The 13230-nt window shown below is 53.3% G+C and carries 13 protein-coding genes; 7 read left to right on the top strand and 6 right to left on the bottom strand.

The annotated features are described in order from the left end of the window. Positions 1-119: 119 nt before the first annotated feature. From ABNT42_RS20950 to ABNT42_RS20935, 4 genes are all read left to right on the top strand, one after another. Positions 120-1025 carry a DUF6731 family protein gene (locus tag ABNT42_RS20950; protein ID WP_348700328.1) on the top strand — a complete coding sequence of 302 codons (906 nt, stop codon included), beginning with the start codon at positions 120-122 and terminating at the stop codon, positions 1023-1025. Continuing rightward, positions 1022-1465 (top strand): hypothetical protein, encoded by a 444-nt coding sequence (locus tag ABNT42_RS20945; RefSeq protein ID WP_348700327.1) that lies wholly within the window; start codon positions 1022-1024, stop codon positions 1463-1465. The genes ABNT42_RS20950 and ABNT42_RS20945 overlap by 4 nt, the downstream gene beginning before the upstream one ends. 668 nt (positions 1466-2133) lie before the next feature. Further along, positions 2134-2625: a hypothetical protein gene (locus tag ABNT42_RS20940; protein WP_348700326.1), complete on the top strand. Its 492-nt coding sequence runs from the start codon at positions 2134-2136 to the stop codon at positions 2623-2625. Next, the gene (locus ABNT42_RS20935) at positions 2574-3029 is read left to right on the top strand and encodes a tyrosine-type recombinase/integrase (protein ID WP_348700323.1); all 456 of its coding nucleotides are present in this window, start codon (positions 2574-2576) and stop codon (positions 3027-3029) included. Before ABNT42_RS20940 ends, ABNT42_RS20935 begins: the two co-directional genes overlap by 52 nt. 177 nt (positions 3030-3206) lie before the next feature. Here ABNT42_RS20935 and ABNT42_RS20930 read toward each other — a convergent pair whose 3' ends face one another. Further along, positions 3207-3473: a hypothetical protein gene (locus ABNT42_RS20930; RefSeq protein WP_348700321.1), complete on the bottom strand. Its 267-nt coding sequence runs from the start codon at positions 3471-3473 to the stop codon at positions 3207-3209. After that, positions 3473-3661 (bottom strand): DUF2158 domain-containing protein, encoded by a 189-nt coding sequence (locus ABNT42_RS20925; protein WP_348700319.1) that lies wholly within the window; start codon positions 3659-3661, stop codon positions 3473-3475. Before ABNT42_RS20925 ends, ABNT42_RS20930 begins: the two co-directional genes overlap by 1 nt. A gap of 379 nt (positions 3662-4040) precedes the next feature. Here ABNT42_RS20925 and ABNT42_RS20920 point away from each other — a divergent pair, with 379 nt between their 5' ends. Continuing rightward, positions 4041-5402 (top strand): tyrosine-type recombinase/integrase, encoded by a 1362-nt coding sequence (locus tag ABNT42_RS20920; protein WP_348700317.1) that lies wholly within the window; start codon positions 4041-4043, stop codon positions 5400-5402. A gap of 14 nt (positions 5403-5416) precedes the next feature. Here ABNT42_RS20920 and ABNT42_RS20915 read toward each other — a convergent pair whose 3' ends face one another. The 4 genes from ABNT42_RS20915 to ABNT42_RS20900 all read right to left on the bottom strand — a co-directional run bounded on the left by ABNT42_RS20915 (position 5417) and on the right by ABNT42_RS20900 (position 11062). Then, positions 5417-8362, bottom strand: a complete 2946-nt coding sequence (locus ABNT42_RS20915) for a bifunctional DNA primase/polymerase (RefSeq protein WP_348700315.1) — start codon at positions 8360-8362, stop codon at positions 5417-5419. Beyond that, positions 8359-8679: a hypothetical protein gene (locus ABNT42_RS20910; RefSeq protein WP_348700314.1), complete on the bottom strand. Its 321-nt coding sequence runs from the start codon at positions 8677-8679 to the stop codon at positions 8359-8361. The genes ABNT42_RS20915 and ABNT42_RS20910 overlap by 4 nt, the downstream gene beginning before the upstream one ends. A gap of 164 nt (positions 8680-8843) precedes the next feature. Continuing rightward, complete coding sequence (locus ABNT42_RS20905; protein ID WP_348700313.1) at positions 8844-9596, bottom strand: hypothetical protein; 753 nt, start codon at positions 9594-9596, stop codon at positions 8844-8846. 551 nt (positions 9597-10147) lie between these two features. Next, complete coding sequence (locus tag ABNT42_RS20900) at positions 10148-11062, bottom strand: hypothetical protein (RefSeq protein ID WP_348700311.1); 915 nt, start codon at positions 11060-11062, stop codon at positions 10148-10150. Between the two features lie 294 nt (positions 11063-11356). Here ABNT42_RS20900 and ABNT42_RS20895 point away from each other — a divergent pair, with 294 nt between their 5' ends. Further along, complete coding sequence (locus ABNT42_RS20895) at positions 11357-11860, top strand: YfbU family protein (protein WP_348700310.1); 504 nt, start codon at positions 11357-11359, stop codon at positions 11858-11860. Between the two features lie 130 nt (positions 11861-11990). Continuing rightward, positions 11991-12818, top strand: a complete 828-nt coding sequence (locus tag ABNT42_RS20890; protein WP_348700309.1) for an abortive infection family protein — start codon at positions 11991-11993, stop codon at positions 12816-12818. Positions 12819-13230 lie beyond the last annotated feature (412 nt).

Raw genomic sequence — 13230 nt, 5'->3', positions numbered from 1 at the left:
TAGGAGGCCCAAGCTAACATTGGATAAACTTAGTTTAACAACGCCGTTGACAGTCTGTTGACTCCCAGCATGGGAAGTATATGATTGCTAACTTTGACAAGTGGCAACAGGAAGTAATAATGGCGAACCAAATGAAAGTGCACCTTTTTAGGGTGCGAACAGCGCAAGATGCTGAGCCGCTACAGGACTTGCTTGGCCGCATTCAGGCTGACTCCATTGAGGATCGTCTGCGTACAATTGGCATCCAGAAACAGGAAATCAGGATCGAGAGCATCCGCGCACCTGGGCAAGATGGCAACAACACCCCATACTGGTTCCTTGATTTTACCAAGCTTCGCTTTGATCACGGCCCAGGAAAAGTCAGCCGCGATGAGCCAATCGAAGGCTTTGAACTGAATGACGACGAAGGATTCGGCGAGGAGTCGGCTGTACTGTTTGATCCAACGACTGGTCATGCTTTGATCCAGTACAACCACAATGGCCCGCGATCCGGTACCATTGAAGAATATCTTTGCTTTTACGATAACGCCGTGGTCGGGAAGTATTCGCTCCTTCCTGTTCTGGACGATACGGCAAATGTCCGCCTGGCTCAGAAGGACATCATCAAAAAAATCCAGTTCAAGGTTGCTGCGCCCAGAATTACCGATGCGCAGCGAAACGGAAATGTGCCGTTAGGACGGGTGCTTGACTTGGCCGATAACTTGGATGGTGAAACCATTGAGGTAACCGTATCGGCCGGCCGAGGAAATCTGACCGCGAACGTAGTACAGGGTCTAATTGGGACGCTTCGTAACCTGATTCCGGTAGGTCACGGAGCAGACGACTCGGCGCTGAAGACGTTTAAAGTATCCGGCAAAGCCGGTGTACAGGGTGATACCGACGAAATCAATATGTTGTTAGCTAAAGAAGAAGTGACGATTGATGGCCTGCAGAGTGGTGCAGATCGACGCTATACGCAGGCTTCCCGCTGGACAGGGCTTCAGCGTGCCCGCAACGGGTGGAACGGCAAAATACAGAACCCATGACGCGCAGAATCGAAATCGCCTACCCATTTTTGCTTGCAGTTCTTGCGGCAATCTTGTGGTGGAACTTCAAGCCAGTGTTCCCGCCTGACGAGAAGGAATTCCTTGCGGCCGGCCTGAGCATTGGCGCGATTTTGACTGGCTTTATCACAACCGCAAAAGCAATTTTAGTAGCGCTCCCAAGTGATTCCATTATGGGGCGCTTGCGTGCTTCCGGATACATTGACGACTTGATTCTGTACTTGGCCCAAGCGCTTTACTCTTGCTTCATCTTTAGCATCTATTGCCTTGCTGGCTTCTTCCTCCTGGAAACCAACAAACAGGTGCTTACAAAGGTCTATGGGGTCATTTGGATTTTCCTCGGGACGTTTTCTGCAGTAGCGTTCTATCGTGTCTCCAACTTCCTTTTCAAAATAATTCGGTTTAACCCGGATCGCATCTAGTCCAAGAATCGCAGCTGTCTCGGGCAACAAAAAGGGGCTTACATCGTTGTAAGCCCCTTTTTAGTCTGGTGCGGTTACTCGTGGCTTCAATGGATGCTTTCAGCTGGCGCTTGTCTCGAAGCGGATGTATCTGACAAGAATATTAGTCAAATTGAGTAACCGGCTTCGTGTTGAATCGGCTCTACACCAAGCAGCGCAACGGATACTCGATTGATGCTGAGCAGATTTTTAATTGCTTGATACTCGCAAATACGTCTGGTGGTTTTTCGTTTGGTGCGCCTTACGAGGTTACATCGTATGGGACTGGTCCCGTCGCCCACGTCATCGCTATGGATCAGAACCCCAGTGGCTCTCCTATCCAGCGTAGTGCCATTGTTCAGGATTTCGGCCAGGCCTATACGGCTGTCGGTGTCCAGCTTCAGCCCTACCACCACGGGGGTATCCGGTTCCTCGACGCGCACAAAGCGCCAGGTGCAAACCACAGTGACGGTGGACGATGGTGAACTGCTGGTAATCGGCGGCTTAAACAGCGATAAGGCCGCTGACAGCAGCAGCGGTTTTTCGTTTCTCCCTAAAGCATGGGCTGCTCATAGCAGGTCAAGGTCTAATACCGACCTAGTGCTGATTTTGTCGGCGACGGTTGTGCGCTGAAGTACATAGGCATTGGAATGAGAATCAAAAAAACAGAGAATGGCTGGCTGGTCGATATCCAACCAGGTGGACGCGGTCAGAAGCGCATTCGCAAAACACTACCTACAAAATCTGAGGCGCTTCAGTTCGAAGCGTGGGCCAAAACTCACGTCGTTCAGAATGATGGCTGGGTGAAGCCTAAGAAGAATCTCACCAAGCTGTCCGAACTCATTGAGCTTTGGCAGTCTCATCATGGTATCCAGCTGCGGCACACCAAGACGGACAGCACGCTTCGACTTGTATGCGAAGGGTTGGGCGATCCAGTTGCCGAACAACTGAAGTCCGAACACTTTGCGGCATACCGTTCTGCTCGCCTAGCTGAAGGCGTTACGCCAAATACCATCAATCGCGAGCATGCTTATTTGCGTGCTGTGTTCAATGAGCTGATTCGGCCGGGTTTTCGACCGAGAGCAATCCATTGGCCCGCCTGCGACAATTCAAATTCGCGGAGCGCGAGCTGTCCTATCTGAGCGACGACCAGATTGGCGCCCTGCTGGAGGCATTGGCGCGGAGAAGGGATCAGGACGCGTTGTTGATCACAAAGCTTTGCTTGGCGTCAGCCGCTAGGTGGAATGAGGGAGAATCGCTGCGATTTTCGCAGCTCCACAGCGGCATGGTGCATTTCACCCAAACGAAGACTGACAAAAACAGGTCGATCCCGAATGACGATACTTTAGCTGACGAGATACGGGACTTCTACCAGGCAGGGAATAGAGATGCGTCCGGCAGGATATTCAAAAGTTCGGTCGGTGCGTTCCGTATGACCGTGAAGGAGGCAGGTATCGAGCTGATGCATGGTCAGCTCACGCACGTACCGCGCCATACCTTCGCTAGCCATTTCATGATGAACGGTGGGAACATCCTGGCGCTGTAAAAGGTGCTCGGCCAATCAAGCCTGCAAACGACCATGATCTATGCGCACCTTAGCCCTGACCACTTGCAAGAAGCCAAGTTACTAAATCCGCTATCCCGATTAGCATTACCCGCTATGGACAGCAATGGCCTGAGCAATGCCTAGGAAACAAAAGGCAGCGAAATAGCTGCCTTCGCTTCAACCTCTGGCTTCACGACCTGGCTCATCTTCAGGAACACGGAAGCGCCAGTATCGATCTGGCTTTACCCAAACTACTGTTGTTTCAGTGAGTTTCTTAAAGGCGTTTAGCACCACGGTTGCAACTACCAGATTACCGTCACTGTTTTCACGAAGAAGATCATCGGCTTTGGATTTCACCAAGAAATCTACAACATCATCTTGATAAATGCATCCGTCTTTCTCCAGCTCAGCCAGCATCCACTTAGCAACTTCCTGAGCGTCCATTAGGCTGCCGGTTCAGTTACTGCTACCAAAGATTCCTCGGCAAAATTTCCAGATTCCAACTTCTTGCCCGCGAACCATTGGCAAACATAATACTGACGATAGCCCGGCTGTGGTAAGGCCTGAACGGACATCACTGGGCCGCCAGCTTTCAACTTTACAGAATCACCAACCTTATACGCATACGTCATAGCAATCTCCATTATGTTTACGGACATCAGATGAGGTGAAGTTGCCAGATTTCAAGGGTTGCTTATCGCCAAGTAAAAAACCTTTAGTACGCGGTTGACACTTAGTTGACACCACACAAAGCAACAAGGGCTTACATCGCTGTAAGCCCTTGTTTTATATGGTGCCGACTGCCGGTTTCGAACTGGCCACCTGATGATTACAAATCGCCAAAACATACTGTTGAACTTGGCTTATATAGTTTTGCAGTGTTGATATGTTCCTTTTGTAATCATATAGTTATGCGAATACTTTCTTTTCTTGTGTTGATTTTTGTTAATGGATATACTGAAGTCCATAAGCATTTTGGGGTACAAGTGGGGTACAAGAGATGGAGCTAAGTTGGCCAAGATTCGTTTAACAGCGTCGCGTATTGCTGCGTTCACCTGCGCGCCTGATAAGCGGCAAGACTTCCTCTGGTGCGAGGAAGCGCCCGGCTTGGCAGTGAGGGTCACGCCGATCCGCAAGGGCAGAACCGAGCCGACGCGAACTTATATTTTCCAAGGCAAGTTGAAGCGGGACGTGATCCGCATCGCCATCGGTGACGTGGCGACCTATAGCATCAAGGAGGCGCAGCGCATCGCCAACAAGTTCCGCGCTGAGATCGACAATGGCCAAGACCCGCGTGTAGTGCGTCAGGATGCGTTGTTGGCAGAGCAGGCAGCGCGCGAGGAGCGGGAGCAAGCCGCTGAAGCCGAGAGGGAAGCTGCGGCCGCGCAACAGCGCAGGGAGCAAGTCACGCTTGCCATGGCGTGGAGTGACTACGTGCTCGATAAAGAGAGTGGTTGGTCCGCGCATCACCGTCGTGCTCATCGCAACGTCGCCCAGCAAGCCGGCCTTGATCGAAAGCGTGGAAAAGAGAAGACGACGGCGGGGCCGCTGGCGTCCTTGATGCCGCATTCATTGGCCAGTTTGGACAATGATCGCGTCGAGGCTTGGGCTAAAGAAGAGGCTGCAACCCGCCCAGCCAGTGCGCGCTTGGCTGTGCGGCTGTTAAAAGCCTTCCTGAACTGGTGCATGGAAAGCAAAGCCTACGCACCGCTGGTCAGCGCCAATTCTGCCAGCAGCAAGAAAGTCACCAAGGCAGTCGGCAAGCCTAAGGTCAAAAAGGATGTTTTGCAAAAAGAGCAATTAAAAGTGTGGTTTGAAGCTGTTCGGGGAGTGGGCAATCCAGTCATCGCTGCCTATTTGCAGACCTTATTGTTGTTGGGGTGCCGCCGCGAGGAGCTAACCCATCTACGCTGGGTGGATGTTGATTTTGCATGGCGCAGTCTCCGAATTGGTGACAAAACCCAAGATGAGCGAGTAGTGCCGTTGACGCCGCATGTCGCCGCGCTGATTCACGCACTTCCCCGTCGTAACGAGTGGGTGTTCAGTAGCTTGGCATCTGAGTCGGGTAGGCTGGCTGAGCCGAGGTACGCGCACAATAAGGCAGTGAAAGATGCTGGGCTGCCGCACTTGACGCTTCACGGCCTGCGTCGCTCGTTTGCTACTTTGTCGGAGTGGGTAGAGATGCCGGCGGGGATCGCAGCACAGATCCAAGGCCACGCGCCCCAAGGTGTGCGGGAGCAGAACTATATCCGGCGCCCCTTGGACCTGTTGCGGATGTGGCATATCAAGATTGAAGAATGGGTACTGGAGCAGGCTGGGTTGATGCCTGCTGCTGCGCTCGCCGCCGCGCCAGAGCTGGCTGCAGCGGCATGATGGCGCGTGGTTGATTAACCGCGCGGCAGGTAGAGCACAGTGTTGGTGTTGCGTCCTGGTTGCTTGGTGATTTTACCTTGGGCTTCGAGGGCTTTGATGGCTTGCTCGCGCTCCTTCGGCGCAGCGGCACCGTAGGGCTTGCAGCGGTCAACGAGGCCACGCTCCGAGATCGGGCGACCTTGATCCTTGAAGAACCGGACAATCTGCTTGTAGGCCAACGCTTCAACCTTGGCGTGCTTGCTGTCAAAGAGGTTGGCGCGGAGGTCGGCCATAAATGCATCCGTCGCCTGAGTAACGATCGTCAGCGCCAGCTTCCAGTGCTCGGCGTCCACTTCGGTAGCCAACGGATCGGTGGCTAGGGCGAGCGTCAGCGCTACACGGCAGGAGTTTTCTACCAAACGGGACAGCATATTGCTCTCCAGCTCGTCGTTGCTGGCATTGCGGCGGATTACCATGTCAATCATTGCCTGCTGATAGAGCGCTTGGGCGGCTGGCGAGAAAGGCACGCCGATAGGCATGTATTGATTGGCGGCCTTGCCGGTCAAGTCGCTATGCTTCTGCATTTCTTTTGCGTGAGCCTCCACGCGGTCCTTGATTGCGTTCATCCAGTTCACCACCGACTCTGGCATGGCCATCTGTTCGCAACGGATGTTTGGCATGGGGATCTGGTCGGGAGCGCGGAATACCAGAATACGCGGCAGGAAGCCGCTGTGGATGGCCTCGTAGTTCAGGCCCTTATAAAGCGTGGTCGCGGTCGTAGCTCCGAAGATCGAAGGGCATGGACTGAATACATCACCGCGTGGCCGGCCACCGCTCTTGGCCTCTTGCTGGGCGTATTCGGTGCCACGGTAGTTTTTGCCGCCTTTCGTGTACAGCTCCATCAGGACCGTGCCGATTTGTGCTTGATGGCTTGCTGCATTCGGATCAAACACGCCTTGCAACACCTCGCCCAGCTCGTCGATCAGGAACGTGCTTGCTGGGTTGCGGATCATGACCGTCAGTACGCCACTGTTACTGGCCGGCTTCCCTGCGCGGCGCGTCCAGTCGTACACGTCGATGATATTGCTCACGGTATCTAGGGCATTTTCTTTACCGGATGCCGTAGGGCCGACTGCGGTAATGTACAGGTTGGTGTACGAGCCGCCAGCGCCCACGAAATCGCGGGCGAGTACGCTGGCACATGCCGCAAGTGCCGTGCAAAGGGCGAAAGCTGGCTGGATGGTGCGCGATGTGCGGGCGTTCCAGTCAGCGATGTCGCGCATGACTGCGGGCAGTTCCGATACTGCCACGTTTTCGGCGTTACTGGTCTGTTCGGTCTCTTCTTTCACGGCTTTATTGGCCAGTTCCAATGCCTCCACGCTCGGCTCACCAGTATGCATGGAGCGCGCTGCTTCCTTGGCCCCGTAGCTATTCGTAGCGGCGCTCTTGGCGATGCTTTCGACCTCATGGTCGGGCAGCGGCGGCTGGCAGCGCTTCTGGTTCTCGATCAGCAGCACCGCACGGATGTGCTCCTGCGACATGCCGATGCGTGCCGCATTACCTCCCAATTTGAACAGCGCATTGTTGCGGCCACCTTCTACAATGCTGTAGCCGGCTTTCGCAGCCGCTGGCGCATGCAATGGCTTCATTGCGGTCTTGGTGGTTAGCAGACTCTGCCACAGCGCGCACACGTCGGCAGGCAGCTCTGGCAGATTCTTAAAGTCACCAGCGCCGCCCCATTCGTATGCCTTGTCCGTGTCAGGGTGGATGGTCGGCGGCAGAACGTCTTGAATGCCGGTGCCATTGACGTCAGCGGGCGCGCAGCGGAACTCGACAAGCATTGAGGCGTTGTGATTCTTTATCTGGAAGGTCGGCAGCAGTCCGATGGCTTGAGGGAGGCGATACAGCAGCTTGCCACGGTTCGGCCGGCCGGACTTGATCTGAACTGCATCATCGGCGGCGAACAGTGCATGCAGATCGATGCCGCGAGTCTCGAACCATGCAACAGCGCTGTCGAAGTTGTCCAAGTCAATTGCGCAGGTGCCGGACAGTGCATGGATCAAGCCTAGCCCTTCGTGGTTGACCTGATTGAGGCTAATTGGCTTGTTCGGCCAGTCCTTGCATTTCGGGCCTTTGCTGCCCGTGGCGATGCGGCACAGTTTGAAGCCTGCATCCATGTATTGGGCTGCGAGGGCGCGGTTCACCTCAATGCGCATAGTAGTTGCCTGCGCAATAACCGCAAATTCGGATTGCACGGCGTCTTCCTCGATTGTTACGGCGATATCGCTTTCGATGGGCTGCTGCGTTTCCGCGCCGTTGAAAGCTGGCGATGTCGAAGCCGGGCCGGTGCTTGCGGACAGGTCGGACTTGGCGTTGATGCTGGCGCTGCCCGCGATCACAGGAATGGTCGGCAATGGGTCGCCATCCCACAGGTACGCGATACCGGAGTGGTGCAGCGAGCCGGCGGCCATGACGTGGCAGTCTTTGGCATAGATTTTCGCGCCATCGATTTTGCCGAAGTTGAGGTCATGCTTGGCATCTACCTCGACGTAGAAGTGGTACTTCCCATCGGGCGTCACTACCTTCCCGCATACGTTGAGTTGGCCCTTGACCATCTCAGCGAACTGCACCATCACCTGTTCGCCTCGGTCATGATTTGCGGGTACTTCGACAATGACCATGATGCGCTCTACACCATCGTGTACGTAGCCCGGCGCGACCGCGAAGTTCATGTTGGGCCACTTGTCGAACCAGCCGATAATGATGGCCGGATCACACGACGCGGTCATGTGGGTGAAGTAGCTGCACGGGTGCGCACCATTATGGCTTGCAGGGTGTTCATGGCCGCAATCGCACGCGCCGTTGGTGATGCCGTTGATTGGTAGGATCGACCAGCCGCGCTTCGCGTAGGCCAATGCAATTGCACGCATCAGATTGGTATTGTGTACTAATACATCAGGGGTAATGCTGTCGGCGATCATTGCACACGCTCCACGCCCATCAAGCGGCGAATTTCAGCGACCGGCCATGCCAGACGGCCATTGACACGGATGGGGCGGAGTGGACCATCCTCGAAGCAGGCCCAGCCGCGCAGGGTTTGCTGCTGGCGACCGAGCCAGTGGGCGGCGCAGGCCGTGCCTACGTGGGTGCGCTTTTCATCGTGCAGATTGGGGAAGGCGAAGCCAACGCGCTTACGGGCGGGCTTGCCATTGTTGCTGCTGAGGATGATCTGGCCGCTGGCGGTCGTGGTGTTGTAAAGGTGTTTTCCGTATGCCAGTGCGGCATTCGGTGCGACCAACGGATGTTGGGCGTATTGGTAGGGCAAAGGGTGCATATTGAATGAAACGCTGTAGTGAAAGGAGCCACTAGAATTCCAGCGTTGTGCGAATTCACCACCATGAACGACCCCAAGCCTCCCCTAAACCTCCCCAACCTTCTCCCGGCACCACCCACAATAGGTCGTTATTCCGTCCGGCTAGAACGGCGATACTTCAGCAGGCGTTTTTTAACCGCATCCTTACTCAAAGTTTTAAGCTGATTTTTGTCGTTGGTGTACTCAAGTACGTCCTTTTCCACCCGCCCGGTAAATGGCGATACGCCTTCCAGCGCGAGGTCACGCAAGTGAATCCAGACAATGCCGCTGGAGGTCGAACCAGCGCGCTTAATGGCTTGTTCAATGGGGCCATCCAGTGAATTCCGCTTCATAAGATACGTGGTGTTGGTTGTACCAACTTTAACGGAAGATGGCGCGCGTCCCGGCATGAGCGCCTCCAATTCCGCAATGGTTTCAGGTGGCACACGGCAGGTGTCATCCGTCACATGCACGAACTGCGAAAACATGAACGTAGATTCACCCATGAAGTGCTCCCGACTGCGGCTCCGGCTTGCTTTAATCTCAGGCCACGTCAGGAAGCCCGGATCGCCGGGATCAAGTGCAACAGCCCTCGTATAGGCATCTCCGTTCAAGGCCAGATCCTTGATGGTGTAGCTGTCCAGCAGTGCGAGCCTGCGGAATTCAAGTTCTTGGAACCCTGCGTCGAAGTCGGCTTTCCCCATGTTGTCAACCACAAGAAGGTTGTTTGGAGTGGTCGCGCGCAAGGGCAACACGTTGTCGATGATAGCCTGAAAAAAACTAGTTCGCGTCCAAGTAATCCCAGTGGAAGCAGACAGAATTTGTAGTGCGTCAGGCAGCGAAGGCATTAGTTTAAAGCTCATAATAGGCTGTCAACGATGATAAGTGGCGCAGCACTATACTGGGCTGGCGAGGCGTTGGTCAACGCGGCAGGACAGCACATCTACTAACATCCACTGAACATCCACTTTAATTTTCGTAGGCTGTTGGCGTGAAACCCGCATTTTTGCTGGCTTTTTCCGAGTTAAGGAGCGAACATCCACCTTTTTTCAGATGCATGGATGTGTGGCTTGCTCGGCAGGCAAGTAATGGGAGTTTCCGACGAGAGTGAGTGGGGTGGAGAAGGAGAGAAGGTTATATATTATTATATATATTCTCTTTATATATCAGTTACTTACATCTATTTTTGCCTTCTACAAGGATTGGAGAAGGTTTAGAAAAATTCACCGTCTTTTGATAATGAGAATAGGTCTTACTGCCTTGCATGTCGACGGAGCCGGCCCAATGTCGTTGTTGTACGCGCACGATAACTGCGTTGACGTTTGATTACATTTTAACGCTCCCCTAACGGCATAGTTAGGCGAATAGTTGGCAAGCTCCCCCAGTGATCAGCGAGCGTAAACCTTCACTCGCATCAAACCATTTCTTGAATAGCACGAAGGGAGTCAAGATATTGCATAATTAACTGCATCTGCACGCTGGCCTCTGGATCAGCTCTGGCACTGTAGTCGCGAAGAGCGTCTTCACCGTATGCGAGAGCCTCGCCAAGATGCAGACGATAAATATTTTCCGGGGCATTATTCTTTATCAAATTCTCTACGTTCTTAATTCTGTCTCGCAGTTGCTTTACCACCATATCGGGAGGGGCGGTTGGCACGCGGATTGGAGCAAGGCGTTTTGAACCCACCACACGGCCGAATCTCACTTCATGTTTCAATTGAGATATCTCTGCCATCAAAATTTGAAAATAGTCTTGCGGATCGGACTTGCGATTTTCGTTAATAGCGGCTGGCCCTGCCAGTTCTAATAACTTAATTAGAGAGTTCACATTGTGCTCCTGTCCTAACGCGCCTTTGGTGGCCAGCAATGCTTGAGCAATGGCTTGTTGGTCCTCGATAACCTCACGGTATCGCAATGACTGGCGATAGGGGGTGTACCTAATGGGAGCAATATCGAAGATTTCCGGGGTTTCTTTGTCCTTGACCAAAATAGTTGGCTTATCGAAAGCCTGCCGCAGCCCAAGCTCAAACAACACGTTCGGGTTACGACTGCTGAGGTCGCAGATTGCCATCGGGGAATGCACCACGCGCTTAAGTATGTCCAAATGGATGAGATTACTCTCTTTGACGTCGTCTGCCCGTGTTGCGTTGTAGCCAGCAGAGGTGCAAGCAGGTTTAAAGACATCCTCATAGACTTTTGTGAAGTGACCAGAGTCATACCCCGGCCGGTCAGAAATTGGCATGATGACAAAACACTCTTCCGGCAAAGCGGGAGCCTCATCTTTCCGAGCCAGTTCCAGCGATGGAGACAACGTTTTTTTTTCGCCCATACTATTCCTAATGGTTGATGATTAATATGCAATTTATTGTGCCATGAACCAAGGTAGGACTCTAGTCTAGATGACGCCCATGGTGCCGTCAGCGGCAAAAAGAGCGGTAATTTCGCACATTTTTTTACACATTTCACCTGCAAACCCGCTTGGATGCTCAATGTGGGATTCCTAACTTAGGAATCTCATGTCGATGAGCGAGAAAAATGATATAAAGAAATTATTCCTTTGCCTCTTGTAATCGTGATGCCAATGCCAATGTTGGTTTTTTCAAAACGAACAAAGGGTTAATAAATGGATATCAAATTAACGGATGCTGAGCGTCTGATCCTTGCAAATCAATATCAAATTTTAGAGCGCCTTGAGGGTGACGAAAGTTACGGCCGCTTGGCTAAAAATCTCCGCGACGGCCATGAGTTCCTGTATCGGGAGGTATTGAGTTGGATTTCGCCTGAAATGGACAAAGCCACAACCCGATTTGTTCTCGATGCACTCAGCCTGTATCAGACTCTGCACAGTAGCTGGCTACGTCTTGGCAGCCCTGCGGAGATTAAAGAGTCCGATGTTCAATGGCCGGGTTTTGACGGCAACAACGAAGGCGCGCTGTATGGCTTTACCTCTGCCTTGGCTGCGGATCGCCGCTATGTGGAACAACTAGGCGAGCACGGGGTTAACTCACATTCTGAAATGGAATCAACATACCGAAAAATGATCGGTAAGTGGAAAGAGCTGGGCGAACCTCGCTCCCCGCTAACTATCGAACAGATTTCTGAGATTATCGCGGCGCGTGGATACTAATTCCTAGACCTATGGGGGCAAAGGTGCCCCTCCTTATCTGCTGAGGCTCGGTCAGCCCGTCACTTTTTTTGCCCACGGCCTGATCTCACTGGGCCATAATGATTCGTCGTCAATAGTCACTTTCAGCGTTATGCCTGCTCCCCTTTCCGATGCCATCCTTTTTGCAGTTGCGAGCCTCGTTGATGATGCTCAGAGTGAGGATCGGCGCGACCCTACACACTCACAGATTGACTTCATTGTAGGTCGAGCGAGCTTGACCGCCGGAGACCCGAAAGCGCATGGCCAGACGGTCGGTAAAGCCAAGCGAATACGCGCAGTGTTGAGTTGGGCATTGGCCAATAATCGCCCGCAAGGCGAAGCACTGGTGGAAAGCCTTATCAGCTTTCTTCGGGCCGCTGGCGGTTTCCGGCCGGATTCCAGCAACTACGTTGGTACTGAGCCGATCAAGAACGCGGTCAATGCCTTCCGTGCAGAGGGGTTCATACTATCTTCGGACGGCGAGCTGCATCCGCTGGTATTGGATAATCTCACTGGCGTACAGATGACCGAGGCCCTCAAGCGATACATCCGACGGGCACAGCACGGTAATGAAGATGCCGCTCTTATAACTGGTACGGCAAAAGATCTTCTAGAGGCTACTGCTGCCCATGTGCTTGTTGAGCGCACCGGGTTGTACCCGACAGGTGCTAACTTTGAAGCGCTGCTCGGGATGGCATTTGTTGCGGTCGGCATGGTCACGGCCGCACATCCAGTTCAGCCCAGTGAACCATGGAAGTGCAAGATCGAGCGTGGACAGTTCACTTTGGCGCTCGGCATAAATGGGATGCGAAATAAGCAAGGCACTGGGCACGGACGCCCTTGGTTGCCGACCGTGACGGATGTACAAGCCAAGAATGCAGTGCGCTCCATGGCCAACATCGCGGAATGGCTGTTGCACGCGCACGAACAAACGCCTTGATCGTCTTGTAGCGTTGGAGCGTATCGCAGGCGACCACGGCGTAGCTCGCGGTGCAGAATATGCACCAGTCCCTGTGCAGCGAATGATCTGAGTAATTGCGGGCGGTGCCATCGACTCGTTAATCAAGACGGAACTAAGGCACCGTGCATATCACCAACTTGTTTGCATCGCGTTGACGACCACCATCGCGGCGCACTCCAGATGCGCAGAACAGCAAGGATACCGTAGACGATTACGGCTTCGCAGATTATTGTTACTACGCTTAAATTGCGCCCCGCTGCGTCAAGTGCGGCTGGCAAGCCGGTCACTATGGTGGCAAGGAGGTCTAAGGTAATGTCATTTTTCATTTTGAATTCCTTCGTAGATGATGAAGATTGAATTCTGAGACTGGTTTGCCAAAAACTTAGAAAAA

This window comes from Duganella fentianensis (assembly GCF_964031615.1).
In the GTDB taxonomy this organism is placed as follows: Bacteria; Pseudomonadota; Gammaproteobacteria; order Burkholderiales; family Burkholderiaceae_D; genus Rugamonas; species Rugamonas fentianensis_A.
The sequence above is the reverse complement of the archived record's forward strand: the minus strand, read 5'-3'. Positions and strand labels throughout refer to the sequence as shown.